This is a genomic window from Streptomyces sp. NPDC056734 (assembly GCF_042790455.1).
Classification (GTDB): Bacteria; Actinomycetota; Actinomycetes; order Streptomycetales; family Streptomycetaceae; genus Streptomyces.
In genome coordinates this window covers 135,785-161,153 of sequence record NZ_JBHTZD010000014.1, presented here as the reverse complement: position 1 = coordinate 161,153, position 25,369 = coordinate 135,785, and the positions used below count along the sequence as shown (strand labels likewise).

The window sequence follows — 25,369 nt, the reverse complement described above, 5'->3', positions numbered from 1 at the left end:
GTTACGGGGGGGGTACCCCTATGGGTTTGGTCAAGCTGGTGGGGCGGGTTGGGGTTCGTAGAAGGTGCCGTCGCGGAGCATCGCGAAGAGCACGTCGGCTCGTCGTCGGGCGAGGCAGAGGAGGGCCTGGGTGTGGTGCTTCCCCTGGCTGATCTTCTTGTCGTAGTAGGCCCTGGAGACCGGGTCGTTTAGGGCGGCGAACGCGGAGAGGAAGAAGGCCCGTTTGAGCTGCTTGTTTCCCCTCCTGGACGGTTGCTCACCACGGATTGACGAGCCCGAGCTGCGGGTCGCTGGGGCAAGACCGGCGTAGGCGGCGAGGTGGGCGGCGGACGGGAACGAACTGCCGTCGCCGACGTCGATGAGGATGCGTGCTCCGGTCCTGATGCCAATCCCCGGCATGGACGTCACGACCTTGGAAAGAGAGTGGTCCTCCAGCAGTTCCCCGATCCGGGCGGCGAGGAGTTTGCGCTGGTCAAGCACTTTCTGGAGCGAGTTGGCGAGGCTGGGAACGATCAGCGAGGCCGCGTCGGTGCCCGGGACGACGACGGTCTGTTCATCCAATGCCGTGAAGATGTCATCGACGAGACGCTCGACCATCCGTGGGGCCTTTGGACGGATCAGCGTCACGAGCCGACGACGCCCGGCCTTGCGTATCTGGGCGGGCGAGCCGAACTGGTCGAGCAGCCTGAGCACGGCCGGGTGCTGCACCCGCGGCCCCAGAACCCGTTCCAGCGACGGATGGATCTGTGTCAGCAGGCCCCGAAGCCGGTTGCTGATCCGCGTCGCTTCGCCGGCCAGGTCGTCGTCGAAGCCGACGGTCATCTCCAGCTCGGCGATGGTCTCGTCCTCGGGATCGACCGAGCGGAGTGTGTGAGGCATGACGCGGGCCGCGTCCGCGATGACGAACGCGTCGCGGCCATCGGTCTTGGCCTCACCCGGGTAGAGGTCGGCGATCCGCCGCATCGTCAGCCCCGGCAGATAGGCGACAGGGCAGCCCATGTCTCTCGCGACGGCCAGCGGCAGCGCGCCGATGGAGGCCGGCTGGTCGACCACGACGAGCACGGTTCCATGCTTGGCCTGCAGTTTCCCGAACACCTCGCGGAGCTTGGGCTCGCTGTTGGGCAGCCGCTTGTCGAGGGCTTTCTTCCCGGCCGGGGTGACGGCGGTGGCGTGGTGTTCGCCCTTGCCGACGTCCAGGCCGAGGAAGGCGCCGATGCCGCTGATGTCCATCACGTGCGTCCTCCGGTCGTCCCTGCCGCCCGGCCGTCCCACGGCACCGATCGCCACATCCACATTACGAAGAGCCTCCCGACCTGCGGAAAGGCCGGTGGTCATACCCCTAATCAGTGGTCTGTCGATGCCTCTGGAGCCGGTGACACCACCCCCCGAGACATGTGATCGACAGGGGGAGAAAGTCATGCCAGCTCCGGGGGTCGGGCGCCCCATTGCGGGGCACCACACGGTAATGGGGGGCGCAGGTCGGGGCCCCTTCCCCTCGCTGGAAGTTCTGGCTACCGGCAACGGTGTCTATGGAGTTACGTCCGTGATCCGGCGGTAGGGGTGCAGCCGGATCACCATCGCCCTGCTCGCTCTAGGTGACCGGCCCGTCACGCAAGGGGGTACCGTTGAGGCGGCACTTGCTTTCAAAATTCTCAAACGGTTACTCAGTAAGAGGAGTTGACAGTCCGTGACGCGGGAGCCGAACGAGCCACTTGCGCGCCTGTACCGCGAGACCGCGTGGAACCTGCGGCAGTTCGCGCAGGCGGTTAACAAGATCGGTACTGAGCGGGGAACCCCAGTCAAATACCGTGAGCAGTCCGCGCATCAGTGGCTCAAGGGATACATGCCGAGAGAGGGAACCCGCCCCCTGATCCTGGAGGCCCTGGCTCGAAGGCTCCGCCGTCCGGTCACACACAGCGAAGCGGGCTTTCCCGGGCCCAAAGGGAATTCGAAGGTCTGCCCGGGCACCGTGGAAGGGCTAGTTGATCTCGGAAGGGACGACATGGACCCGTCACGACGCAGCGTTATAGGGGCGGGCCTGTTTTCTGTTGCTCTCGCCGTTCCCAATTGGCGGGATGTCGTGGGCCGTATGGAAGCGATCCAAACTGGTCAAGCGCAACGCATCGGCATGTCTGATGTGAATACCGTCATTTCCATGACGGATCGACTTTCGGACCTTGATGGTGAATTCGGGGGGGCGATACGCGCGTCCCATGGCTGCTGCCTTTCTAGTTAATATCATAGCCCCTACGTGAAGGCGGACGCGCCCGAAGAGGTACGAAAGGCAATGGTGTCCGCTGCATCCTTCCTGTGCTATCTCACAGGCTGGATGGCGGTTGATGAAGGATCACACGGCACAGCACAGCGGTATTAAGTTAAGGGCCTGGAGCTTGCGGGTTCCAGTAATGACTACTTGACCTACTGCCGCATCTTGCGTGGAATGTCGGTGCAATCAGCAGATTTGGGCCATGGCCAGACAGCAGTGGATTGGGCTAATGTGGCCAGTGAGGCATCCCCTACGGCTGGCCATAGAGTGGTCGCTTTCATGGCAGGTCAACAGGCTCATTCCTGCGCGATTGCAGGCGAGCGCTCTAACGCCCTCCGAAGCATCCAGGAAACCGAAACCGCCCTGAACAAGGCAGACAGTCAACGGGGAATTTTCGGTGGCTACAACGCTGCCACACTCGCCTACCACACCGCACAAGTGGAGCGTCAACTTAAAATCGGCCACTTGGATGCAGCGTGTGCCACATGGGGGAAGGTTGTGGATGATTATCCAACGATTCAATCTAGACAGGTCGATAATCACATCAGAAGAATGTTCTGGCTAATTCAGCCACACCTCAAGAACTCGACCGCGCGCGATCTCTACGAGCGGGCCCGACTGGTGGCTCCGTCGTCGACCGCGTAATTCTGGAGCGGCAGAAGGAGAGCCGGGACGACAAGCGGAAGCGCCTCGGGGCGGCGTGGGCTGACCATGACCTTGTGTTCGCCCGTGACGGCTTCAAGCTCTACCGGGTCGAGGCGGGCGGACCGCAGGACCTGGAGAAGGTGTCGGCATGGTGGCGCACCCTTCGTAACTGTCTGCATCTCCCCGACGACTTCCAGATATACGACTGGCGCCACAGTGGGTGACCAATTCTCCGGAGGCTGGAGAGAACCTCATAGAGGTCTCCGTCAACGTGCGACACCACCCTGGCCTGACCTCGGGAATCTGCCGGCTGTCGGTCACGTGGTTGGTCACGCCGCAGCCCGGAAACGCAAGAAACCCCTGATGGACAGGGGTCTCAGCTGGTGTCCGAGGGGGGACTTGAACCCCCACGCCCGATAAAGGGCACTAGCACCTCAAGCTAGCGCGTCTGCCATTCCGCCACCCGGACAAGGTGTCTTTCGCGCGGGGTTTCCCTCGCGGCGACGACGTAAACATTACCAGGCTTTCGAGCGTGTCCGATCACACCCCCGGCCACGTGAACGACGTGTGACGGACCGGGACCGCTCTTGGGGCCGGGGCCGCGGGGAGAGAGGATGTGGGGGACTGCCAGCAGCTACAGCGGGAGGAACAGCGTGAGCCAGACGGGCACCGCGGGCGGCGTCACCGGCGAGGACGAGGTCGTCGATCTCTGCCGTGAACTGATCCGGATCGACACCAGCAATTACGGCGACCACTCCGGGCCGGGGGAGCGGGCGGCGGCCGAGTACGTCGCCGAGAAGCTCGCCGAGGTCGGGCTCGAACCCAGGATCTTCGAGTCCCACAAGGGCCGCGCCTCCACGGTCGCCCGGATCGAGGGCGAGGACCCGTCCCGGCCCGCCCTTCTGATCCATGGCCACACCGACGTCGTGCCCGCCAACGCGGCCGACTGGACCCACGACCCGTTCTCCGGCGAGATCGCCGACGGATGTGTGTGGGGCCGCGGCGCGGTCGACATGAAGGACATGGACGCGATGACCCTCGCGGTCGTCCGCGACCGGCTGCGCACCGGGCGCAAGCCCCCGCGCGACATCGTGCTCGCCTTCCTCGCCGACGAGGAGGCCGGCGGCACCTACGGCGCCCGCTTCCTGGTCGACAAGCACCCCGAGCTGTTCGAGGGGGTCACCGAGGGGATCGGCGAGGTCGGCGGATTCTCCTTCACCGTCAACGAGAAGCTGCGGCTGTATCTGGTGGAGACCGCCCAGAAGGGCATGCACTGGATGCGGCTCACCGTCGACGGCACGGCCGGTCACGGCTCGATGACCAACGACGACAACGCCATCACCGAGCTGTGCGAGGCCGTCGGCCGCCTCGGCCGCCACACCTGGCCGGTCCGCGTCACCAAGACCGTACGGTCCTTCCTGGACGAGCTGTCCGACGCGCTCGGCACCGAACTCGACCCCGAGAACATGGACGAGACGCTCGCCAGGCTCGGCGGCATCGCCAAGATGGTCGGCGCCACCCTCCGCAACTCGGCCGCGCCCACCATGCTCGGCGCCGGCTACAAGGTCAATGTCATCCCGGGCCAGGCCACCGCCCATGTCGACGGCCGGTTCCTGCCCGGCTACGAACAGGAGTTCCTCGCCGACCTCGACCGCATCCTCGGCCCGCGCGTCAGGCGCGAGGACGTGCACGGCGACAAGGCGCTGGAGACCGACTTCGACGGCAAGCTCGTCGACGCCATGCAGACCGCCCTCGGCGCCGAGGACCCGATCGCCCGCGCGGTGCCCTACATGCTCTCCGGCGGCACCGACGCCAAGTCCTTCGACGACCTCGGCATCCGCTGCTTCGGCTTCGCCCCGCTGAAACTGCCGCCGGAGCTGGACTTCGCGGGCATGTTCCACGGCGTGGACGAGCGGGTACCGGTGGAGGGCCTGAAGTTCGGCGTGCGGGTGCTGGACCGCTTCATCGACGCGTCCTGAGCCGCCTTCCCGCGGTGTCCGGCGGTATTCGTCCACCTGTGCGGCGATCACCGGGACGAGTGAATGCGCTCATCAGGTCGTAGCCCTAATCCGTGTCCCTCGTTACTGGTGTTGCGGTCCGTGGCTATGGGATCGCTTTTGCCAACAAGGAGGAATAATGATCAAGAAGGTCGTCGCCGCTGCGGCTGCCACTGGTGGGCTGGTTCTCGCGGGCGCGGGCCTGGCCGTTGCGGACTCCGGTGCCCAGGGTGCCGCCGTGCACTCCCCGGGCGTCGTCTCCGGCAACGTCATCCAGGTGCCGGTGCACGTCCCGGTGAACGTCTGCGGCAACACGATCTCGGTGATCGGGCTGCTGAACCCCGCCTTCGGCAACACCTGCATCAACAAGTGACGTCGGGCCTCGCCCGATGAGGGTCTGAGCCTTCGGCCCCGGAGCGCTTCCCGCGCTCCGGGGCCGATCGTCTTCTACCGCTTCTCACATGCCGAAGGCAGGAATCCAGCAATGCGACAGGTCACCCGCAAGGGACTGATGACCATGGCCGCCGCGACCGGTGTGATCGCCGCCGCGGGCGGTACGGCCCACGCCGACTCCGCCGCCCGCGGCCAGGCCGCCGGTTCACCCGGCGTCCTCTCCGGTAACTCGGTGCAGGCGCCGGTGCACGTGCCGGTCAATGTGTGCGGCAACACCGTGAACGTCGTCGGGGTGCTCAACCCGTCGATGGGCAACACCTGCGGCAACAAGGGCGCGGGACCGTCCGCCGGCCCGGGGAACGCCGGCGGTTCCCACGCCCAGGGCCGCACCGGCGGCTCACCCGGCGTCGGCTCCGGCAACCACGTCGAGGCGCCGATCCACGCGCCGGTCAACGTCTGCGGCAACACCGTCGACGTCATCGGCATCGGCAACTCCACGACCGGCAACGACTGCGGCAACGGAGGCGGCGGGTACGGCGAACAGCCGGTCACCCCGCCGGGCGGCCCGGCCACCACGCCCCCGCCGAATCCGTCGACACCGGGGAACCCCGGGGAGCCCGGCAATCCCGGCAACCCTGGTACCCCCGGAACTCCTGGAAACCCTGGTGAGCCGGGCACCCCCGGAAACCCGGTGGAGCCGGCCACCCCGCCCGGACCGGGCGACGGGACCCCCGGAACCCCGGTCACCCCCGTCTCGTCCGGCAACCGGCCCGATGCCCTCTCCGTCGCGCAGCCGGACGGCTCGGCGCAGCTCGCGGAGACCGGTGGCTCACTGCCGCTGGGCGGGGCGCTCGGACTGGGTGCGGGGGCGCTGCTCGCGGGCGCGGTGATCTACCGCCGGGCGCGGATCTCGGCGTAGCCCGAGCCGCCGCACCGGACGCGTCCGACGGAGCGGGCCCTGTCTCGGCGGGGCCCGCTCCGTATGCGCGGGTACCGCCGCGCCCGTCCTTTCGCGCGTACCGGCCGGGTCACCAGGTCGCGCGGACCTGGCGGATGATCCGCCGCCGCAGCCGCACCCGGCGGCTGCCGTCACGCAGCAGGCTCAGGCGGTACAACTCCCAGTTTCCGTACTCGGCGTGGTCGGTCAGCAGACGTGCCGTTTCCTTGCGGGAAACCCCGCGCGGTACGTAGACGTCGACAAATTCGTATTCCGGCATCGCATCTATTGTGCGGGCTGGGGCCCGGTACGGATAGCGTCTGCACTATGTCTGATGCTGCGCAGCCCACCGCTGCCGAGGTACGTGCCGCCGCCGAGGCGGTCAAGACCGCGCTCGACCGCCACCTGGCCGCGGTCGAACGCCGGTCCGAGGAGGACGACCAGGCCGTGTACGAGGCGTTCAACCAGCTCGCCGCGGCGGCCGAGGCGTACGACGAGCTGCTCTACGACCGCTACGACGAGGTCACGCCCTTCGAGATCCCCGGCGCGGAGGACGCGCTGCCGCCGTACACCGGTCCCGAGGAGCCGAACGCGCTGAGTGTGCTGATCCGCCGTGACTACGCGGTCGCGGAGCCGCAGCGGCTGCTGGCGCAGGCCCAGCGGATCGAGGCGGTGGACCAGGAGGACGGCGCGGTCGGCGACCGGACGGCGGGCACCCTGCACGGGGCGCTCGGGGTGCTGTTCGGGGAGTACGAGCCGGACGAGATCGCCTCGCGGCACAAGGAGTTCGGCCTGGAGGAGGGCGATTCCACGCTGTGGGTGACGGCGGCGGACGAGTCGGCCGACCCCGGCGAGTGGCTGGACGCCCCGTTCGACCAGGTCGATCCGCAGCGGGTGGTGTGCCGCTTCGACGTCAGTTCGGTCTTCGACGAGGAGGAGGACGACGGCGAGGACCCGGAGGACGCCGACGATGCCGATGACGTCGGCGAGATCGATGACGTCGATGAGGTCGACGAGGTGGAGCTGGACGAGCTGGACGACGACGAGGACCTGGAGCCGCTGGACGCGGATCACCGCTAGGGCCTCTTGTCCGTCACTTGCGCGGCACCACCCCACGCCCTTGACGCGGTGGGCACGGGGGAGCGGTGCGTGTCGTGGCTCGTGGCATCGGGCTGATCTCGACGGCAGTGCGGAGTGGTGCTGAGCGGTGGTGACCGGCGGCGGTCGGGAGAGCGGAGTCTCCCGGTCGCCGCCGTCACCGTTGGGTGCGGGCCGGTGGTCAGCCGGAGGGCGGGAGCTGGGGGCGCAGGAGCGCCGGCAGACGGGTCGTGCGGGGCTTGGCGGGGACGTCGGCCACGGCCCGGGACAGCGTCTGTTCCACACCGTGCACCACCGACAGATGACGGTCCGCGCGGCCGAACGCCGTGTACACCCAGGGACGGCTGAGGGCCTGCGCGGCATCGCCGGGCAGGACCGCGACCACGGCCGGCCAGCGCGCCCCCACCGCCTGGTGCGCGGTCAGCGCCCACCCGTGCCGCACGGACTGCGCCACCCGGTCCTTCGGTACGACGACCCGCTCGCCCGCGCACGACAGGTGCAGCCCGTCGGCGTCCGCCGTCTCCACCGTGCCCGGCACGCCGCGGCCCGGCGCCGGGGAGTGCACGATCCGGTCACCGGGGTCGAAGCCGCCGAAGCGGCCGGGGCCCGGATTGAGCCGTTCCTTGAGGGCCGCGTTGAGCGCGCGGGTGCCCGCGGCGCCGCCATGGCCCGGGGTGATCACGACCGTCTCCTCGGCGGGCACGCCGATCGCGCGGGGCACGGAGTCCGCGACCAGCTGGACCGCCCGGTGCACGGCCTCGCCCGCGTCCCGCACCGGCACGATGACGATCTCCTTGCCGGGCGCGTCGACCTGGGCCAGTTCGCCGATGCCGATGCCCGAGACCAGCTCGCCCAGGGGGCCCGGGTCCGGGCGGCGGGAGGCGATCTGCGGGCAGTACCGGGCCGCCAGCAGATCGGCGAAGACCCGGCCGGGCCCCGCCGACCAGAGCACCGCGGGGTCACCGGCCAGCACCAGGCGGGCGCCGTCCGGCAGCGACTCGGTGAGCAGCGCGGCGCTCTCCACGTCCAGCTGAGGCGCGTCGAGGACGACGAGCAGATCCAGGTCGAGGGCGCCCTCCGGATCCCGGCCGGGACCCTGGACGCCCGACAGCAGACCGGCGACGGTGGCCGTCCCGGGCCCCTCGACCCGGGCCGCGAACCGCTCCCGGCCCACCGGCGAGTGGGTCGCCGCCCAGGCGCGCAGCCCGAGCGCGTGCGCCGCGTCCAGCAGCGCGGCCGGTTCGGCGAGGGACGCCTCGGCGCCGGTGTGCAGCACCAGACCGTGCCCCGCGACCGCGCCGATCAGCTCGGCGGCGGCCCCCTCGGCCCCGCCCGCCGCCCGCTCCCAGTCCTCGGCCGAACCGTCCTGCTTCGGTACGGAGGTGATCAGCCGGGCCAGCCCGTCGGCGAGGCTCTCCTCGGCGAGCGCGTACCGCTCAAGCCCGACCAGCACGCGGACGGGCCGCTCGGCCTCCTCAGCGCCTTCTGTGCCTTCTGTGCCCTCTGTGCCTTCTGTTTCCTCTGCTTCGTCCTGCCCCGGGGTGCCGGGCTGCCCGTCCAGGGGATCGTGGAAGACCAGTGCCTCGCCCTCGGTGAGGGTGTTCTCCACGGCCTCGTCCGGGGCGGGCACCCCGCGCTGTCCCAGGGCGGTGAGCAGGGCGGGCAGGTCGAGGGCGGTGTGTCCGGCGAGCGCCGCCTGTTCCAGCAGCCAGCAGGTGACCGCGCGGCCCCGCCGCTCGTCGTCAGGGCGGCACTCCGCGCCCAGCAGTGCCCGCGCGAAGCCGTCCGCCTGCTCGGGCCGCACCCCGGCGACGCCCAGCAGCCGCCAGGGGTCCTCGCGCAGCAGGTCGGGCGCGTCCGCGCCGAGGGCCTCGGCGATCTGCGGGGCGAGCGCCTCGGGGGCACCACCACCGGCCAGCACCTGCCGTACGGCGGCCACGGCGTCGGCGGTGGGGCCCGCGGGCGTCTCGGCGACCGCTGGTGCCGGACGCCTGCCCGGCTCGGGGGAGGGGGTGGGGGTGGGGGGGAGGTTGGGGGCGGGGCGCGGTGCGGATGCCGGCGTTGCCGGTGGCTCGGGCTCTGCGAACACGGTCGTGGCGGGCTTCTCGCCGCTCTCCACCGCCCGTACCGCCGCGAGCAGATCGGCCGCCTTGCCGTTCAGCTTGGCACCGCTGGCGATGGGCGCCGCCTTCTCCGCCCTGCGCCGCTCGATCCGCTCCCGCTCCAGACGCTGCGCGGCCAGTTCGGCCTCGGCCTCGGTGAGCTGGGCGGCGGCGTCGGGGGTCGCGGAGTCACCCGAGGGCACGCCGTCGGGCGGTCCTGCCCCGTCACCCGCGTCGGCCACGTTGGTCGCCTCGGTCACCTCGGTCGCGTCCGGTGTGTCCGGAGGGCCCTCGGCCGTGTTCTCCTCCGTGCTCTCCGGCTCCGTGCTCACAGCGTGCTCCAGTCGTGATCGGGATAGCGGTGCACGGGCGCCGACACATCGTCGAGCGCCCGGCAGATCTCGTCAGGAAGACTAAGCGCCTCCACTGACAACGCGGCGCTGAGCTGCTGCGCGTTGCGCGTGCCGACGATGGGCGCGGTCACTCCGGGCCGGTCCCGGATCCAGGCGAGGGCGACCTGGAGCGGGGTCACCGCGAGCCCGTCGGCGGCCGTGATCACCGCCTCGACGATCCGGCTCGCCGTGTCGTCCAGGTACGGCTCGACGAACGGGGCCAGGTGCTCCGAGGCGCCCCGCGAGTCCATGGGCAGCCCCTCGCGGTACTTGCCGGTGAGCACGCCGCGCCCCAGCGGCGAGGAGGGCAGCAGCCCGATGCCCAGGTCGAGCGCGGCGGGCAGGACCTCGCGTTCGACGCCGCGCTGGAGGAGCGAGTACTCCATCTGCGTACTGCACAGCCGGGTACGGGTGCCGGAGGCGGCGAGCTGCCAGGTGGCGGCCTTGGCGAGCTGCCAGCCGCAGAAGTTGGAGACCCCGGCGTAGCGGGCGCGACCGCTGGCCACCGCGAGGTCGAGGGCCTGGAGGGACTCCTCCAGCGGGGTGTCGGGGTCGAAGGCGTGGATGTGCCAGAGGTCGACGTAGTCCGTGCCGAGCCGGGCGAGGGAGGCGTCCAGCGCGGCGAGCAGATGGCCGCGCGAGCCGTTGAAGCGGCGGTCCGGGTCGGGCACGCTGCCCGCCTTCGTGGAGATGACCACATCGCGGCGCGGCACGAAGCCGTCTATGAGCCGCCCGAGCAGATACTCGGCCTCCCCGTCGCCGTACACGTCCGCCGTGTCGATCAGGTTCCCGCCCGCCTCCCAGAATGTCTTCAAGAGGTCCGCCGCGTCGTGCTCGTCGATGTCTCTGCCCCAGGTGAGGGTGCCGAGACCGATGCGGGACACGCGCAGGCCGGTGCGGCCGAGATGCCTCTGCTCCATGAACGCCGAGAGTACTGGCCAGAACTGGCCCCGTGGGTGGCCAGCGCACAACCGGCCTCCCCGACCGCCACCTCACCGGGGACCGGCGAAGCCCATGGCCACAGGCCCGCACACCCCGAACCGGGCGGCCCCGGCCCCGGGCGGCAGGGCGGCCCCGAGGGCGGGGCCCGGCCACCGCCCACCGCGTCGGGGGTGCGGTGCCGGTGCGCTGCCGCGCGTTGAGGGTGTTGGGGGGTGTGCGCGGCCGGTCGGTACCGGCTCCGGTGCGTGCTGTTTCGGTTTGGCTGTGGCGTCTGGGGGCGGGCTGGGGTGGCGGGGGCTGCGATGTGCGTCCGCTGTCAGACGCCGGTTGGGTCGGGGCGTATCTGGTCGGGCGGCTCCTCGCCGTGACTGCCGGTCCGGATGTGGCGGTGCGGCGCGCGGTGTGGTGCGGTGCGGTGCGTAACACCGCGCCCGCTCACCGGTAGCCGAGCCGGTCTCCGTCGAGGCGGTCCTCGTCGGGCGGGTCTCCGTTGAGACGCCGAGCGCCGAGCGCCGGACGCCGAGCGCCGGACATCGAGCGCCGGACGCCGGACATCGAGCGCCGGACGTCGGACGTTGACCGCCGGATGCCGGATGCCGGATGCCGGATGCCGGATGCCGGATGCCGGATGCCGGATGCCGGCGGCGAGCAGCCGGCCCGTGCCCCCTCTCCCACCCGGTGTCTGCCGAACGTGCCCGGCACGCTCCTGGCTTGAGGTTCTGCTTCCGACCCGTGCCTACGTTCGCCGCTCCCCGCCGAAAGTCCCGTCCACCCAGTTCGCCCGCGCCCCGGAACGCCCGTCGCTGCCGCCCCGCCGGGGAAAGGTCCCGTCGGCCCCGCTGAACCCGCGCCCACTTCCCCCCCGCCTGCTCCTCACCCCACCCCCCCAACCGGCCTCCACAACAGGGCCCCGCCCCCCCCGAAACCCCCACCCCACTCGCCCACCGGTCACCTCCACCCCCATCCCCCCACCGCGACCCTCGTCACAGCCGTCTCGCCCCCCGGTCCGCCCCGCGCTAGGGTCTGCGGACACAGGGACGTTACTGATGGGTAAGGGGATCGGCCATGCAGCTCGGGATCAACCTCGGATACTGGGGTGCCGGGATGGACGCGGACAATCTGGCGGTCGCCAAGGAGGCCGACCGGCTGGGCTACGCGGTGTGCTGGGCCGCCGAGGCGTACGGCTCGGACGCGGCCACCGTGCTCACCTGGGTGGCGGCGCAGACGGAGCGGATCGACGTCGGCTCGGCCATCTTCCAGATCCCGGCCCGCCAGCCCGCGATGACGGCGATGACGGCCGCCACCCTCGACTCCCTCTCCGGTGGCCGTTTCCGGCTCGGGCTCGGCGTCTCCGGGCCCCAGGTGTCCGAGGGCTGGTACGGCGTCAAGTTCGACAAACCGCTGTCCCGCACCCGCGAGTACGTCGAGGTCGTCCGCAGGGCGATGACCCGTGAGCGCCTCTCCTACGAGGGCGAGCACTGGACGCTGCCGCTGCCGGGCGGCCCCGGCAAACCGATCAAGCTGACCGTGCACCCCCAGCGCGAGCACATCCCGCTGTACATCGCCGCGATCGGCCCGAAGAACCTGGAACAGACCGGCGAGATCGCCGAGGGCGCCCTGCTGATCTTCGCCGCGCCCGACCACCTGGAGGACACCGCGCTGAACTACCTCCGCGCGGGACGCGAGAAGGCCGGCCGGACACTGGACGGCTTCGACGTCTGCCCCACCGTCCCCCTCGCCCTCGGCGACGACAAGGACATCACCACCCTCGCCGACACCTTCCGCCCCTACACCGCCCTCTACGTCGGCGGCATGGGCAGCCGCAAGCAGAACTTCTACAACCAGCTCGCCCAGCGCATGGGCTACGAGCAGGCCGCCGCCGAGATCCAGGAGAAGTACCTCGGGGGCGACAAGCAGGGCGCCGCAGCCGCCGTACCGCATGACCTCATCGACTCCACCACCCTGCTCGGCTCCGTGGACCGCATCGCCGACCGGATGAAGGCGTACGCGGCGGCCGGTGTCACCACCCTCACGCTGGCCCCCGCCGGATTCACCCTGGACGAGCGGCTCGCCGCGCTGCGCGCCGGCACCGAGGCCCTGGAGCGCGCCGGGCTCGCGTGACACGGCGTCACCCGGAGGGGCAAGGAGGGGGAGGTTTCTGCGGCCGTGGTGGGGGCTCGGGGGTCTTCCCCGCCACGGCCGTCACGGGAACAACGCGCCGGAGTGCGCGCGGTTACGCCTCCGGCGCAATCCCCGAGTCCTTCTTTTGGCGGAGTTGTCCGACACAACTGTTGCAGCACCTCCGCGCGGGCATTTGACTCGTTCTTTGCGGAGTTCCTCCAGAGAGGGTGCCTCAGATGCTTTCGGCCAAGAGTCTGTTCCAGGAGATCCTCGACAACGACGAGTCCTTCCGGCTGTTCTGCTCCATCGCCGCCAGCGGTGAGTCGCAGGGCGGCTGGGAGAACGCCCGCATCGCCGCGCTCGTGCCCGCAGGTGAGCGCGATCTCGCCCCCAAGATCACCCGGCACGGCGCCGACGAGGACAAGCACGGGCGGATCTTCAACGCCCTGATGAAGAAGCGCGGCCTCGAACCCGTCGACGTACCGTCCGCGACCGACTACACCATGCTCCTGGAGAAGAACGGCATCGGTCTCGCCCACGAGAAGCTCAAGAGCGACCAGGCCCTCACCCTCCAGGACGTCATCACCTACCTCGCCCACAGCCGGGTCACCGAGCAGCGTGCCTCGGAGCAGATGGAGATGCTGCTCAGGCACTTCGGCGATCACCCCGACATCGGCCGCGCGGTGAAAATGATCTCCAGCGACGAGGACAACCACCTCGCCTACTGCCACGAGGAACTGCTGCGCTACGCGCGGGCCGGGCACGGCCGGGCCATCCACCGCACCCTGCGCACCTGCGCCCTCGCCGAGATCCGGATCTACCGGGACGTCAGCCTCGCCGTCATGGCCCAGATGGGGCACGTCCTGGGCTGGTCCCGGCCCAAGTCGGCCGCCCTGGCCCTCGGCATCCACGCCGTCTACGCGTACGAGCGTCTGGGCGGCTGGCGGCGCATGGTGTCGCTGAAGATGCCGCAACGCCGGGACGCCCTCGGCGGACCGGCCGGCGCGGCACCCGAGTTCGCCTGAGCCCGGCTCCACGAAAATCGCCGCCATAGGACGCGGAAAACGTCCCGCCAGGACGCAGAAAACGCCCCACGCGCGCGTGCCGTGCGTGGGGCGCGGCACACGCGCGCGTCGACCGACCACCGCACCCGCCACCCCTCCCGCACCCGCTACATCCAGCCCCGCCGCTTGAACCCCCGGTACAGCGCCGTCACCAGCACCCCCATCAGCGCGATCACCGCCGGATACGACCAGATCCAGTGCAGCTCGGGCATGTGGTCGAAGTTCATGCCGTAGATGCCCGCGATCAGCGTCGGCACCGCCGCCATGGCCGCCCAGGCGGAGATCTTGCGCATGTCGTCGTTCTGCCGCACGCTCATCTGCGCCAGCTGCGCCGACAGGATGTCCGACACCAGCCGGTCCAGGCTCTCCACGGCCTCGTTCACGCGCGCGAGATGATCATTGACATCGCGGAAGTACGGCCGCGCCTTGTGGTTCACGAACGGCACCCCGCCGCCGAACGGGCCGAGCCCCGCGAGCCGGGTCAGCGGCAGCGTCAGCGGCACGGACGCCCGGCGGAACTCCAGGACCTGCCGCTTGAAGGAGTAGATCCGCAGCGCCGCGGTCCGCGAGCCGCCGCCCTCCGGCGAGAAGACCTCCGCCTCCAGCTCCTCCAGGTCGGTCTGCAACTCGCCCGCGACCTCCAGATAGTGGTCGACCACGGCGTCCGAGATGGCGTACACGACCGCCGTGGGCCCCTTGCCGAGCAGCTGCGGATCGTGCTCAAGCCGATGCCGTACCGCCGTCAGCGGAGCGCCCTCGCCGTGACGCACGGTCACCACGAAGCCCTCCCCGATGAAGATCATCACCTCGCCGCTGGTGACGGTGTCGCCCTCCGGCTCGTACAGCACCGGCTTCAGTACCACGAACAGCGAGTCGTCGAACACCTCCAGCTTGGGCCGCTGATGCGCCTTCAGTGCGTCCTCCACGGCCAGCGGATGCAGCCCGAACTCCTCCGTGACCAGGTCGAACTCGCCCGGCGTGGGCTCATGCAGACCGATCCACACAAAACCGCCGCCCGCGCGCGCCTCGGCGAGCGCCGCCGAGAAGTCCTCGGGCGCCTCCGTGCGCCGCCCGTCGCGGTAGATGGCGCAGTCCACGATCACCCTGCGCATTCTCCCGCCGGCGACCCGCCGCCGCACCCGGTGGTACGCCTACCCTGGTCGGCATGCCCACGCTGATCCTTCTGAGGCACGGACGCTCCACCGCCAACACCGCGGGTCTGCTCGCCGGCTGGACGCCCGGTGTCGTACTCGACGAGCGCGGCCGGGAACAGGCCGCCACCGTGCCCTCACGGCTCGCCGCGCTGCCGCTGGCCGAAGTCGTCACCAGCCCCCTCACGCGCTGCCGGGAGACCGTCCAGCCGCTCCTGGAAGCCCGCCCCGCACTGACCGTCCACGAGGACGAGCGGATCGGCGAGGCCCACTACGGCGACTGGTCCGGCCGCAAGCTCGGCGAGCTGACCGGCGAGCCGCTGATGGACATCGTCCAGTCCCATCCGTCGGCCGCCGCGTTCCCCGGCGGTGAGTCCATGCGCGCCATGGCGCACCGCGCCGCCGAGGCCGTACGCGAGTGGAACGCGCGCGTGGAGCGCGATCACGGCGCCGACGCCGTCTACCTCATGTGCTCGCACGGCGACATCATCAAGGCGCTGGTCGCCGACGCGCTCGGACTCCATCTCGACCTGTTCCAGCGGATCTCCGTCGAGCCCTGTTCGATCACCGTGATCCGGTACACCCGGCTGCGGCCCTTCCTGCTCCGGCTCGGCGACACCGGCGATTTCGCCTCCCTGGTGCCGCGCGAGGCACCCCCGGAGGGGGAGGCCCCGGTCGGTGGTGGTGCGGGCGCACCGTGATCGACGGCCGCAGTAGGGTTGAGCGGTTGCAGGAGCCGCGAAACCGAGCAGCGTCGCCCGCGATCCCCCACCACCGCCGATTCCCTTCTCGACTGCTATGGAGCTGGACGTGTCCCGTCAGGTGTTCCTCTACGACCCCCCGGACCGCTTCGTGGCCGGTACGGTCGGACTGCCCGGACGCCGTACGTTCTTCCTCCAGGCCACCGCCGGCCCCCGCGTGACCAGCGTGGCCCTGGAGAAGACCCAGGTCGCCGCCCTCGCCGAACGCATGGACGAACTGCTGGACGAGGTCGTACGGCGCAGCGGCGGCAGCGCGGCCGTCCCGGCCGTGGCACCCACGGAGATCGCCGACACCGGCCCCCTGGACACCCCCGTCGAGGAGGAGTTCCGGGTCGGCACCATGGCCCTCGCCTGGGACGGCGAGGAACAGCGCATGATCGTCGAGGCGCAGGCGCTGGTGGAACTGGACGCCGACTCCGACGAGGATCTCGCCGAGGCCGAGGAGCGCCTCCTCCAGGACGAGGAGAACGGGCCCCCGATGCTGCGGGTCCGGCTCTCCGGCGTCCAGGCCCGCGCCTTCGCCAAACGCGCGCTGGACGTCGTCAACGCCGGCCGGCCGCCGTGCCCGCTGTGCAGCCTGCCGCTCGACCCGGAAGGACACGTATGTCCGCGCCAGAACGGATACCGCCGCGGAGCGTGACCTCCGAGGCACCGCCCCCATCGCCCGCCGGGCGGCCTGACGGCCTCCCCGCTGAGCGGCCTGACGGCCACCCCGTCGAGCGGTCTGATGGCCGTCCTGCCGAGCAGACCGCCGGCCATCCCGCCGAGCAGACCGACGGCCATCCCGCCGGTCCGCCCGCCGGCTCGCCCCCGCAGCGGCCCGTCGATCTGCTCACCGAGGGTGAGCTGACCGTACGCGGCCGGATCCGCGACGCCTCCAACGCGGCCCTGTACTGCACGATCACCCACCAGGGCCGCGAGGCCGCCTGCGTCTACAAGCCGGTCGCCGGGGAGCGCCCGCTGTGGGACTTCCCCGACGGCACCCTCGCCCAGCGCGAGGTGGCCGCCTACGAGGTCGGCGCGGCCACCGGCTGGGACCTGATCCCGCCGACCGTGCTGCGCGAGGGACCCTACGGCGAGGGCATGGTCCAGCTGTGGATCGAGGCCACCCCGGACGCCGACCTGCTCGCCCTGGTGGACGGCGAGGAACCCGAGCCCGGCTGGAAGGCCATCGGCCTCGCCGAGGTCGCCGAGGACCGGACCGCGCTCCTGGTGCACGCCGACGACCCGCAGCTGCGCCGCCTGGCCGTCCTGGACGCCGTGATCAACAACGCCGACCGCAAGGGCGGCCATCTGCTCCCCACCGCCGACGGCCACCTCTACGGCATCGACCACGGCGTCACCTTCAACGCCGAGACCAAACTCCGCACCCTCCTGTGGGGCTGGGCGGGCGAACCCCTCCTCCCCGACGCCACCACCGCCCTCACCCGCCTGACGGAAGCCCTCGCACCGGGCGCCCCCCTGGCGCAGCGCCTCGCCACCCTGATCACCCCCGCCGAACTCGACGCCACCCGCGCCAGGATCACCGCCCTCCTGACCGCCGGGGTCCACCCCCAGCCGACGGGCGACTGGCCCGCCATCCCCTGGCCACCGGTATAGAGCCGCCGGTGTAGAGCCACCGGCGTGGAGCCCATGGGCGCGGAGCCCACCGGCGCGATGCCCGGGTGCATATGGGTGCCGATTCCGCAAGACCGCCTAACCGGCCATCCGGCCCGGTCCGGTTCGTACACGTAACTGTCGTCCGGTTAGGCTCAAGTCATGCATGCCTGGCCCGCTTCCGAGGTCCCCGCCCTGCCTGGTCAGGGCCGCGACCTGAGGATCCACGACACCGCGACCGGTGGCCTCGTCTCCCTCGACCCCGGTCCCGTCGCCCGTATCTACGTCTGCGGCATCACGCCGTACGACGCGACCCACATGGGGCACGCGGCGACCTACAACGCGTTCGACCTCGTGCAGCGCGTGTGGCTCGACACCAAGCGCCAGGTCCACTATGTCCAGAACGTCACCGATGTCGACGACCCGCTGCTGGAGCGGGCGCAGCGCGACGGCGTCGACTGGACCGCCCTCGCCGAGCAGGAGACCACCCTCTTCCGCGAGGACATGACCGCCCTGCGGATGCTGCCCCCGCGGCAGTACATAGGGGCGGTCGAGGCCATACCCGGCATCGTCCCGCTGGTCGAGCGCCTGCGTGACCTGGGCGCCGCCTACGACCTCGAAGGCGATGTCTACTTCTCCGTCGAGGCCGACCCGCACTTCGGGCAGGTCTCCCACCTGGACGCCGCCGCCATGCGGCTGCTGTCCGCCGAGCGCGGCGGCGACCCGGACCGCCCCGGCAAGAAGAACCCTCTGGACCCGATGCTGTGGCTGGCGGCCCGCGACGGCGAGCCCAGCTGGGACGGCGGCTCCCTGGGCCGCGGGCGCCCCGGCTGGCACATCGAGTGCGTCGCCATCGCCCTGGACCACCTCGGCATGGGCTTCGACGTCCAGGGCGGCGGTTCCGACCTCGCCTTCCCGCACCACGAGATGGGCGCCTCGCACGCCCAGGTGCTCACCGGCGAGTTCCCCATGGCCAAGGCGTACGTCCACGCCGGCATGGTCGGCCTGAACGGCGAGAAGATGTCGAAGTCCAAGGGCAACCTGGTCTTCGTCTCCCAGCTGCGCCGCGACGGAGTCGACCCCGCCGCCATCCGCCTCTCCCTGCTCGCCCACCACTACCGCGCCGACTGGGAGTGGACCGACCAGGTCCTCGCCGACGCCGAGGCCCGCCTGGAGCGCTGGCGCGCGGCCGTCTCCCGGCCCGACGGCCCCCCGGCCGACGCCGTGGTCGACGAGATCCGTGACGCCCTCGCCCGCGACCTCGACGCCCCGGCCGCCCTCACCGCCGTGGACCGCTGGGCCGCGCTCCAGCAGGACCGGGGCGGTACGGACATCGGCGCCCCCGGCGTCGTATCCCGGGCCGTGGACGCGCTGCTCGGCGTGGCGCTCTAGAGACGCGGACGGTCAGACGGTCAACGCAGGAGGGAGGCGCACCCCGGGGTGCGCCTCCCTCCTCCGTGCTCCCTGAGCCCCGGTCCATCGTCCCCGCTCAGTCCTCCGACGACTCGTCGTCGTCCGTCGCCGACTTCGGGGGCTTGGGCGGGCGGGTCCGCTCGCCCGGCGTCGGCGGGGCCGCGCCGCCGTCCCGACGCCGCAGATAGCGCTCGAACTCGCGGGCGATGGCCTCACCGGACGCCTCCGGCAGCTCCGCGGTGTCCCGGGCCTCCTCCAGCGACTGCACATACTCGGCGACCTCGCTGTCCTCGGCGGCCAGCTGGTCCACCCCGACCTGCCAGGCCCGCGCGTCCTCCGCCAGCTCGCCCAGCGGGATCCGGACGTCGATCAGGTCTTCGAGGCGGTTGAGCAGCGCCAGCGTCGCCTTCGGGTTCGGCGGCTGCGAGACGTAGTGCGGCACGGCCGCCCACAGCGACACCGCCGGTACGCCCGCGTGCGTGCACGCCTCCTGGAGCACCCCGACGATGCCGGTCGGGCCCTCGTACTTGGTCTCCTCCAGGTCCATCCGCTGCGCCAGGTCCGCGTCGGACGTGGTGCCGCTGATCGGGACCGGGCGGGTGTGCGGGGTGTCGCCGAGCAGCGCGCCCAGGATCACCACCAGCTCCACACCCAGCTCATGGGCGAAGCCCAGCAGCTCGTTGCAGAACGAGCGCCAGCGCATGGACGGCTCGATGCCGCGCACCAGCACCAGATCGCGCGGCTTCTCGCCACCGACCCGGACCACGGACAACCGGGTCGTCGGCCATGTGATCTTGCGCACGCCGTCGTCCATCCACACCGTGGGGCGGTTCACCTGGAAGTCGTAGTAATCCTCGGCGTCCAGCGCCGCGAACACCTCGCCCTTCCATTCCCGCTCCAGATGCGCGACCGCGGTGGAAGCGGCGTCGCCGGCATCGTTCCAGCCCTCGAACGCGGCCACCATCACTGGGTCGATCAGCTCGGGAACCCCCTCCAGCTCGATCACCCAGCGCCTCCTTCCGACATGCCCTCGCCTGACCACCCAACCTTACGGCGTGCGGCGCGGGCGCCCGCAGCCCCCGGGCACGGGGGATGAACGGATCACTGCCCCGCCCACCACCCCGGAACACCCCGCGAACAGCTCTGCGAATCATCCGAGCACAGGGATTCACACAGGGATCTACAGCGCCCGGGACCTACAGCGTGGAGCGCAGCCACTGCTCCACGCTCGCGATGTGCACGGTCGCCCACGCGCGTGCCGCCTCCGCGTCCCGGTCGCGCAGTGCGCCGAGGATCGCCCGGTGCTCGTGCAGGGTGCGGCTGACCGCGTCCTCCTGGGTCAGCCCGCGCCAGATCCGGGCCCGGGTGGTCGGCCCGGACAGCCCGTCGAGCAGCGAGCACAGCACGGAGTTGCCCGACGCCTGCACGATCGCGCGGTGGAACTCCAGATCGGAGGCGACCAGTTCCTCCACGGAGGGGGCGCCGCCCAGCGCGTCCAACTGCGCGGTGAGCGCGTCGAGCTGCCGCTCGTCGATCCGGGTGGCGGAGATCGCGGTCGCGGCCGGCTCCAGGATGCGGCGCACGGCGAGGAACTCAAGGACGGTGTCGTCCCGGTGGAAGTCGACGACGAAGCTCAGCGCCTCCAGCAGCAGCTGCGGATCCAGGCTGGTGACGTACGTGCCGTCGCCCTGGCGCACGTCCAGGATCCGGATCAGCGACAGCGCGCGCACGGCCTCGCGCAGGGAGTTGCGGGACAGGCCCAGCTCGGCGGCGAGTTCGCTCTCCTTGGGCAGCCGGTCGCCGGGCCGCAGCGCACCGGAGACGATCATTCCCTTGATCTTCTCGATCGCCTCGTCGGTGACAGCCATGGCCCCGCCTTCCGGTCACTCAGACATCGGATGTCTCAGCGTCATTATGCTCGGTCAGCGGGCTGAACGGGAGCGGGGTCGAGGGGGTCGGGTGGGTGCGGGGGTCTGCGACGGCTGGGGCGATGGCTGGGTTCGGTTCAGGGGGTCCGATCTGTGCGGGTTCGGTCCTGGCGGGTCCGATCCGCAGAGGGCCGCGGGCTGAATGGGGGCGGGGTCGAGGGGCTCCAGGTGTGTGCCGGGGTTCGTGACGGCGGGTCGGGTTCAGGGGAGCCGATCTGCGCGGTGCGACGTGTGCGGCGCCTCGCACGAGTGCGTCAAGTGCGAGGCGTGCGAGAGGGGTGGTCAGCGGTTGCTGTGGAACTCCGACTCGGCCGGTTCGGTCCTGGCCGGGCCGATCCACACGGACCCGGGGGCTGGAGCGCACTTGTGCCGAAGGGGGCCGGTGCGTGCCGGGGCATCCGCGACGGCGGGTCCGATCTAGGCGGGTTCGAATCGCACCGGGCGGGTCAGGATTGGTCCGATCCGGGTGGGTCCGATCTGGACCGGCCCGGTTTCGCATCGGGCCCGCCGCCAGGCCCGCTTCCCGACCGGGCCGGAACCGGGCGGCGACGTGATCGGGCGTGGGGCGACCAGGGCACCGGGACGAGGCGGATTCCGGCGTGATCCGGACGCCGGGCCGAGCCGGATGCCCGCCAGTCCGGATGCCCGGCCAATCTGGGTGCCCGGCCGTTCCGGACGGCTGGCCATTCCGGACGCCGGCCCGGTCCAGGCGTCGGGACGGGGCCGGACGTCGGCCCGGTCTGGGCGCCGGCCGATCCGGCTACCGCACCCCCTCCACCCCCATCCCACTCCACCCCCACCCCGCTCACCAGCCCCCCGCCCCCTCCGCCAGCAGTCGTAGCGCCTCCAGCGATACCAGCGCGCCCCGTTCGACGCCGGCCGTGACCACCTCCCGGTGCGGGTCGTACGCGCCGGTCGCCCGTTCGTCGGCGAGTGCGTCGGCGTTGACCCCGTCGATCACCAGCACCCCGCCCGCGACCAGCCCGCGCAGCGACGCCGTCACCAGCAGCGCCGACAGTTCCATCTCGATCGCGGCGAGCCCGGCACCCTCGTACGCCGTCAGCGGGATCAGTCCCGGCTGGAACGCGGCCCGCGTCCACACGATGCCCCGGTGGCTCACCGCCCCCGCCTCCCGCGCGGCCCGCTCCAGCGCCAGCACCGCCTCGGGGGCGGCCACGGCCGGGTACTCCGGCGGCAGCAACTGCCCGGTCACCCCGTCGTCGCGCACGGCGGCCTGCGCGATCACCAGCTCGCCGTCACCGATGCCCGGCCGCATCGCCCCCGCCGTACCGAGCCGCACAAAGGTGCCCACGCCCGCGTCCGCCATCTCCTGGAAGAGCAGGATCGCGCCCGGCCCCCCGATCCCGTGCGAGGCGACGGCCACCGGCAGACCCTTCCAGCTCCCGGCGAACACCCGGTACTCACGGTGGTACGACACCTCCTCGGCGCCGTCGAGCAGCGCGGCGACGTCCGCGGCCCGACCCGGGTCACCCACGACGACCGCATGCTCCGGCAGCCCGGTGCGGGGTATGCGGGTGAGCGGCTGGCGATCCTGCGGCATACGGCAACTCCCAGGCGGCGGAGGGACGAGCGGGCGGCGACGCCGATCATACGAACATGCGAATCGCCTGTCCCACCGCGCTCACACCCCGGCGCGCAGCGGGTGCGGACCCCGTCCGACGGGACCCGCACCCGGTGGCGCCGCGCCGCTCAGCCGAAGGCGCGGACGGCTTGGTAGTACGTCCAGGCGGTGCTGTTGCAGGCGGTCTTGGAGGCGCCGCTGTAGCCGTTGCACACGCGCTTGAGATCCTCGTAGAAGGCGCTGTCCAGGCGGGCCTTGTTGGCGTCGAAGGTGCCCGCGGCCTTGTAGTTGCGGTAGCCGAAGTCGTGGCGGGCACAGGAGTTGGCGAAGGGGAAGCCGAAGGGGTTGTCGGGGGAGGAGGAGCAGTAGTCCGTGGACCAGTCGAACTGGTAGGCGGACCAGGCGCTCTGGTTGGCGCGGGCGGCGGCCCACGTGGTGTAGCTGGACGCGCTGGTCTGGGTCCAGCTGGACAGGACCTGGGGCTTGTCGGCGGGAGCGGCGGCGGCGCTGGTGGCGGTCGCGGCGACGGTGATCACGGCCAGGGCCGAGGCGGCGAGACCGGTGGCGAGTCTGCGGTGCAAGGCACACCTCCATGAGGCTGCGGCCCGTCCGTCGTGCCGCAGGTTCATGACAAGATGATTGACGTCTCATCAACGTCGTTACACCGCCGGTGCCCTAATGCGCCGTGAACTCTCCCGCGCGCCCGGCGATCAGCGGGTGAACGGACAGGAGGCACCCTGTGCGCCCGGGTGCGCGGGCATACGGAAAGGGCGGTTCCGGTGAAGGAACCGCCCTTGTGTGCCGTGGCTACGCCTGTACGCCCGTACGCCCGTTGGTTCTAGTTCTCGTCGAGCATGTCCTGAACCCGCGTCCGGACCTCGTCCGTCGCCAGGCCGCGGATCGTCAGGGTGGTGCGGCGGCGCAGTACGTCGTCCGGCGTCTCGGCCCACTCGTGGTCGCGGGCCCACACCACCTGCGCCCAGATCTCGGGGGCGTCAGGGTGGACGCGGCGGGCCAGTTCGGGGTTGTCGTTGGCCAGGCGGGCGATGTCGAAGGCCAGCGAACCGTAGTGGGTGGCCAGGTGCCGGGCCGTGTCCGCCGCCATCCGCGGGCCCGGCGCCGGACCGTCGGTCAGCAGCCGGTGGGCGACCGCGCGCGGATTGGCGACGCCCGGCAGCGGCAGCTGCCTCGGCAGCGTGGCGACCGGCTCGAAGTCCTCGCCGAGCGGACGACCCGGCAGCGACTCCAGCTTGCGCATCACCGTGCGGCCGATGTGCCGGAAGGTCGTCCACTTGCCGCCCGCGACGGACAGCATCCCGCCCCGGCCCTCGGTCACCACCGTCTCCCGCTTCGCCTTCGCCGTGTCCCCGGGACCGCCCGGCAGCACCCGCAGCCCCGCGTAGGAGTACGTGATCAGCTCCCGGTCGAGCTGCTGGTCCCGTACCGAGAACGCGGCCTCGTCCAGGATCTGCGCGATGTCCCGCTCGGTGACGGCGACGTCCGCCGGGTCGCCCTCGAACTCCTCGTCCGTGGTGCCCAGCAGCAGCATCTCCTCCCACGGGAGGGCGAAGGTGATCCGGTGCCTGTCGATCGGGGTGGCCAGCGCCGCCCGCCAGGGTGAGGTCCGCCTGAGCACCAGATGGGCGCCCTTGGACAGCCGGACGGACGGGGCCGCGCCCGGGTGCTCCATCCGGCGCAGCCGGTCCACCCACGGGCCGGTCGCGTTCAGCACCAGCCGGGCGTCCACCCCGAACTCCTCGCCCGTGAGTTGGTCCTTCAGTTCGGCGCCGCTCACCCGGCCTCTGGTGAAGCGCAGACCGGTGACCTCGGCGTGGTTGAGCACCACTGCGCCCGCCTCGACGGCCGCGCGGACCGTCATCAGCGCCATCCTGGCGTCGTTCATCTGGTCGTCGCCGTACACGGCCACGGCCCTGAGGTTCTCGGTGCGCAGCTCGGGCACGTCCTGCGCGGCCTTCGCGGGGGAGAGCAGATGCCCCACTCCGTCGCCGAACCCGGACAGCGCCGAGTACGCGAAGACGCCCGCGCCGAGCTTCGCCGCGCCGTGCGGTCCGCCCTTGTACACCGGGAGGTAGAAGGTGAGCGGGTTCGCCAGGTGCGGGGCCACCTGGCGGGAGACCGCGCGCCGCTCGAAGTGGTTCTCCGCGACCAGCTTCACCGCGCCGCTCTGGAGATAGCGCAGCCCGCCGTGCAGCAGCTTGGAGGAGGCGGAGGAGGTGGCACCGGCGAAGTCACCGGCGTCGACCAGCGCCACCCTGAGCCCGGACTGCGCGGCATGCCAGGCGGTGGAGATGCCCAGGATGCCGCCGCCGATGACGAGCAGGTCGTACGACGCCCGGTCGAGCCGCTCACGGGTCTCGGCGCGGCTCGGGTGGACGCCGGAGACCGGGCGGGTCCCCAGGGCGGGCACGCAGCGGAGGGTGGACGGACTGGTCATGGGGTGTTCTCACTCCTCACCGGAGCCCGCGGGGGGCTCATCGGTTCTCGTGGTCGGCGGGTGCCGACGGGGGTGGGGGTGCGGGCGTCTGTTGGCGTCCGGCAGCGTCGGGTGGCGTCGGGTGGCGTCGGGTGGCGTCGCGTGGCTTCCATCAGCCTTCATCGGCCTTCTTCGGCGCCGGTCGGCCTTCTTCGGCGTCCGTCGGCCTTCGACTGGCCTTCGTCGGCCTCCATTCGGCGGCGCGGCTGTCAGCTGTCGGCGGCGACCATCGTCCGTCGGCGTCCGGCGGCGTCCGGCGGAAGCCATCGCTTCACGTCAGCCGCCTCACGCATCTGCAAGCCACCGCGGCCAGCTCGTGCCGACCCGCCCGCCGCCGACCCGCGTCAGCCATCGCCCCGACCCGCGTCAGCCGTCATCAGCCATGTGCCGCAACCGGCCCGCCTCAGCCACCGCCCGCCTCCAAACCGACCCTCGTCGGCGCTTCCCGTACGTATCAGCTCCCGTCTGTATCTCAGCTCCCACCCGT

Annotated in this window: 21 protein-coding genes, 1 tRNA gene and 1 pseudogene; 12 read left to right on the top strand and 11 right to left on the bottom strand. The window is 71.3% G+C overall.

The annotated features are described in order from the left end of the window. Nucleotides 1-30 precede the first annotated feature (30 nt). Nucleotides 31-1,230 (bottom strand): IS110 family transposase, encoded by a 1,200-nt coding sequence (locus tag ACFRFC_RS22290; protein WP_382691841.1) that lies wholly within the window; start codon nucleotides 1,228-1,230, stop codon nucleotides 31-33. A gap of 457 nt (nucleotides 1,231-1,687) precedes the next feature. Here ACFRFC_RS22290 and ACFRFC_RS22285 point away from each other — a divergent pair. Both ACFRFC_RS22285 and ACFRFC_RS22280 read left to right on the top strand, forming a co-directional pair. Beyond that, nucleotides 1,688-2,911 (top strand): annotated as a pseudogene (locus tag ACFRFC_RS22285) (tetratricopeptide repeat protein). 74 nt (nucleotides 2,912-2,985) lie between these two features. Beyond that, nucleotides 2,986-3,135 carry a hypothetical protein gene (locus tag ACFRFC_RS22280; RefSeq protein ID WP_382691748.1) on the top strand — a complete coding sequence of 50 codons (150 nt, stop codon included), beginning with the start codon at nucleotides 2,986-2,988 and terminating at the stop codon, nucleotides 3,133-3,135. A gap of 157 nt (nucleotides 3,136-3,292) precedes the next feature. Here the strand turns inward: ACFRFC_RS22280 and ACFRFC_RS22275 are convergent. Beyond that, nucleotides 3,293-3,380: transfer RNA gene (locus ACFRFC_RS22275), tRNA-Leu, on the bottom strand. A gap of 184 nt (nucleotides 3,381-3,564) precedes the next feature. Between ACFRFC_RS22275 and ACFRFC_RS22270 the strand changes: the two genes are divergently transcribed. The 3 genes from ACFRFC_RS22270 (at nucleotide 3,565) to ACFRFC_RS22260 (ending at nucleotide 6,220) form a co-directional block, all read left to right on the top strand. Then, nucleotides 3,565-4,890, top strand: a complete 1,326-nt coding sequence (locus ACFRFC_RS22270) for a M20/M25/M40 family metallo-hydrolase (RefSeq protein ID WP_382691747.1) — start codon at nucleotides 3,565-3,567, stop codon at nucleotides 4,888-4,890. A 157-nt stretch (nucleotides 4,891-5,047) separates the two neighbouring features. Beyond that, nucleotides 5,048-5,281 (top strand): chaplin ChpH, encoded by a 234-nt coding sequence (gene chpH, locus ACFRFC_RS22265; RefSeq protein ID WP_019066065.1) that lies wholly within the window; start codon nucleotides 5,048-5,050, stop codon nucleotides 5,279-5,281. 111 nt (nucleotides 5,282-5,392) lie between these two features. Continuing rightward, nucleotides 5,393-6,220, top strand: coding sequence for a chaplin (locus ACFRFC_RS22260; protein ID WP_382691746.1), 828 nt, complete (start codon nucleotides 5,393-5,395; stop codon nucleotides 6,218-6,220). A 109-nt stretch (nucleotides 6,221-6,329) separates the two neighbouring features. Here the strand turns inward: ACFRFC_RS22260 and ACFRFC_RS22255 are convergent, their stop codons facing one another. Then, on the bottom strand, nucleotides 6,330-6,518 hold the full coding sequence (locus ACFRFC_RS22255) for a DUF5703 family protein (protein ID WP_037670480.1): 189 nt from the start codon (nucleotides 6,516-6,518) through the stop codon (nucleotides 6,330-6,332). Between the two features lie 47 nt (nucleotides 6,519-6,565). Here ACFRFC_RS22255 and ACFRFC_RS22250 point away from each other — a divergent pair, with 47 nt between their 5' ends. Continuing rightward, a complete protein-coding gene (locus ACFRFC_RS22250; RefSeq protein ID WP_382691745.1) occupies nucleotides 6,566-7,318 on the top strand; it encodes a hypothetical protein in 753 nt (250 codons plus the stop codon). A 199-nt stretch (nucleotides 7,319-7,517) separates the two neighbouring features. On the opposite strand, the gene ACFRFC_RS22245 is transcribed toward ACFRFC_RS22250, so the two are convergent. Together ACFRFC_RS22245 and ACFRFC_RS22240 are read right to left on the bottom strand one after the other, a co-directional pair. After that, complete coding sequence (locus ACFRFC_RS22245) at nucleotides 7,518-9,770, bottom strand: helix-hairpin-helix domain-containing protein (RefSeq protein ID WP_382691744.1); 2,253 nt, start codon at nucleotides 9,768-9,770, stop codon at nucleotides 7,518-7,520. After that, on the bottom strand, nucleotides 9,767-10,750 hold the full coding sequence (locus tag ACFRFC_RS22240; RefSeq protein ID WP_382691743.1) for an aldo/keto reductase: 984 nt from the start codon (nucleotides 10,748-10,750) through the stop codon (nucleotides 9,767-9,769). Before ACFRFC_RS22240 ends, ACFRFC_RS22245 begins: the two co-directional genes overlap by 4 nt. A 1,087-nt stretch (nucleotides 10,751-11,837) precedes the next feature. Here ACFRFC_RS22240 and ACFRFC_RS22235 point away from each other — a divergent pair. Next, complete coding sequence (locus tag ACFRFC_RS22235; RefSeq protein WP_382691742.1) at nucleotides 11,838-12,893, top strand: LLM class F420-dependent oxidoreductase; 1,056 nt, start codon at nucleotides 11,838-11,840, stop codon at nucleotides 12,891-12,893. 236 nt (nucleotides 12,894-13,129) lie between these two features. Continuing rightward, nucleotides 13,130-13,918, top strand: a complete 789-nt coding sequence (locus ACFRFC_RS22230; protein ID WP_382691741.1) for a ferritin-like domain-containing protein — start codon at nucleotides 13,130-13,132, stop codon at nucleotides 13,916-13,918. A gap of 146 nt (nucleotides 13,919-14,064) precedes the next feature. Here the strand turns inward: ACFRFC_RS22230 and corA are convergent, their stop codons facing one another. Then, a complete protein-coding gene (gene corA / locus ACFRFC_RS22225) occupies nucleotides 14,065-15,060 on the bottom strand; it encodes a magnesium/cobalt transporter CorA (RefSeq protein ID WP_382691740.1) in 996 nt (331 codons plus the stop codon). 62 nt (nucleotides 15,061-15,122) lie between these two features. On the opposite strand from corA, the gene ACFRFC_RS22220 reads away from it, so the two are divergent. The 4 genes from ACFRFC_RS22220 (at nucleotide 15,123) to mshC (ending at nucleotide 18,857) form a co-directional block, all read left to right on the top strand. Next, the gene (locus ACFRFC_RS22220) at nucleotides 15,123-15,809 is read left to right on the top strand and encodes a histidine phosphatase family protein (RefSeq protein ID WP_382691739.1); all 687 of its coding nucleotides are present in this window, start codon (nucleotides 15,123-15,125) and stop codon (nucleotides 15,807-15,809) included. A 109-nt stretch (nucleotides 15,810-15,918) separates the two neighbouring features. Beyond that, nucleotides 15,919-16,509, top strand: coding sequence for a DUF3090 domain-containing protein (locus ACFRFC_RS22215; protein WP_382691738.1), 591 nt, complete (start codon nucleotides 15,919-15,921; stop codon nucleotides 16,507-16,509). A gap of 188 nt (nucleotides 16,510-16,697) precedes the next feature. Further along, entirely contained in the window at nucleotides 16,698-17,468 is a 771-nt protein-coding gene (locus ACFRFC_RS22210) for an SCO1664 family protein (protein WP_382691840.1), read from the top strand. A gap of 159 nt (nucleotides 17,469-17,627) precedes the next feature. Next, nucleotides 17,628-18,857, top strand: coding sequence for a cysteine--1-D-myo-inosityl 2-amino-2-deoxy-alpha-D-glucopyranoside ligase (gene mshC / locus ACFRFC_RS22205; RefSeq protein ID WP_382691737.1), 1,230 nt, complete (start codon nucleotides 17,628-17,630; stop codon nucleotides 18,855-18,857). A 97-nt stretch (nucleotides 18,858-18,954) separates the two neighbouring features. Here mshC and ACFRFC_RS22200 read toward each other — a convergent pair whose 3' ends face one another. From ACFRFC_RS22200 to ACFRFC_RS22180, 5 genes are all read right to left on the bottom strand, one after another. Then, on the bottom strand, nucleotides 18,955-19,884 hold the full coding sequence (locus ACFRFC_RS22200; RefSeq protein WP_382687944.1) for a PAC2 family protein: 930 nt from the start codon (nucleotides 19,882-19,884) through the stop codon (nucleotides 18,955-18,957). Between the two features lie 190 nt (nucleotides 19,885-20,074). Continuing rightward, nucleotides 20,075-20,746 (bottom strand): FadR/GntR family transcriptional regulator, encoded by a 672-nt coding sequence (locus tag ACFRFC_RS22195; RefSeq protein ID WP_382687941.1) that lies wholly within the window; start codon nucleotides 20,744-20,746, stop codon nucleotides 20,075-20,077. Nucleotides 20,747-21,611: 865 nt separating this feature from the next. Then, a complete protein-coding gene (locus tag ACFRFC_RS22190) occupies nucleotides 21,612-22,367 on the bottom strand; it encodes a nucleoside phosphorylase (RefSeq protein WP_382687939.1) in 756 nt (251 codons plus the stop codon). Between the two features lie 149 nt (nucleotides 22,368-22,516). Further along, complete coding sequence (locus tag ACFRFC_RS22185) at nucleotides 22,517-22,969, bottom strand: phospholipase (RefSeq protein WP_382687937.1); 453 nt, start codon at nucleotides 22,967-22,969, stop codon at nucleotides 22,517-22,519. Nucleotides 22,970-23,226: 257 nt separating this feature from the next. Then, on the bottom strand, nucleotides 23,227-24,843 hold the full coding sequence (locus tag ACFRFC_RS22180) for an FAD-dependent oxidoreductase (protein ID WP_382687935.1): 1,617 nt from the start codon (nucleotides 24,841-24,843) through the stop codon (nucleotides 23,227-23,229). Between the last annotated feature and the right edge of the window lie 526 nt (nucleotides 24,844-25,369).

What these genes read in the sequence shown, in the direction of transcription:
- ACFRFC_RS22180 (WP_382687935.1), bottom strand. Translation starts at nt 24,843, where the DNA reads ATGACCAGTCCGTCCACCCTCCGCTGCGTGCCCGCCCTGGGGACCCGC.
- ACFRFC_RS22240 (WP_382691743.1), bottom strand. Translation starts at nt 10,750, where the DNA reads ATGGAGCAGAGGCATCTCGGCCGCACCGGCCTGCGCGTGTCCCGCATC.
- ACFRFC_RS22230 (WP_382691741.1), top strand. Translation starts at nt 13,130, where the DNA reads ATGCTTTCGGCCAAGAGTCTGTTCCAGGAGATCCTCGACAACGACGAG.
- ACFRFC_RS22195 (WP_382687941.1), bottom strand. Translation starts at nt 20,746, where the DNA reads ATGGCTGTCACCGACGAGGCGATCGAGAAGATCAAGGGAATGATCGTC.
- chpH (WP_019066065.1), top strand. Translation starts at nt 5,048, where the DNA reads ATGATCAAGAAGGTCGTCGCCGCTGCGGCTGCCACTGGTGGGCTGGTT.
- ACFRFC_RS22220 (WP_382691739.1), top strand. Translation starts at nt 15,123, where the DNA reads ATGCCCACGCTGATCCTTCTGAGGCACGGACGCTCCACCGCCAACACC.
- ACFRFC_RS22260 (WP_382691746.1), top strand. Translation starts at nt 5,393, where the DNA reads ATGCGACAGGTCACCCGCAAGGGACTGATGACCATGGCCGCCGCGACC.
- ACFRFC_RS22290 (WP_382691841.1), bottom strand. Translation starts at nt 1,230, where the DNA reads ATGGACATCAGCGGCATCGGCGCCTTCCTCGGCCTGGACGTCGGCAAG.
- ACFRFC_RS22235 (WP_382691742.1), top strand. Translation starts at nt 11,838, where the DNA reads ATGCAGCTCGGGATCAACCTCGGATACTGGGGTGCCGGGATGGACGCG.
- ACFRFC_RS22250 (WP_382691745.1), top strand. Translation starts at nt 6,566, where the DNA reads ATGTCTGATGCTGCGCAGCCCACCGCTGCCGAGGTACGTGCCGCCGCC.
- ACFRFC_RS22255 (WP_037670480.1), bottom strand. Translation starts at nt 6,518, where the DNA reads ATGCCGGAATACGAATTTGTCGACGTCTACGTACCGCGCGGGGTTTCC.
- ACFRFC_RS22190 (WP_382687939.1), bottom strand. Translation starts at nt 22,367, where the DNA reads ATGCCGCAGGATCGCCAGCCGCTCACCCGCATACCCCGCACCGGGCTG.
- mshC (WP_382691737.1), top strand. Translation starts at nt 17,628, where the DNA reads ATGCATGCCTGGCCCGCTTCCGAGGTCCCCGCCCTGCCTGGTCAGGGC.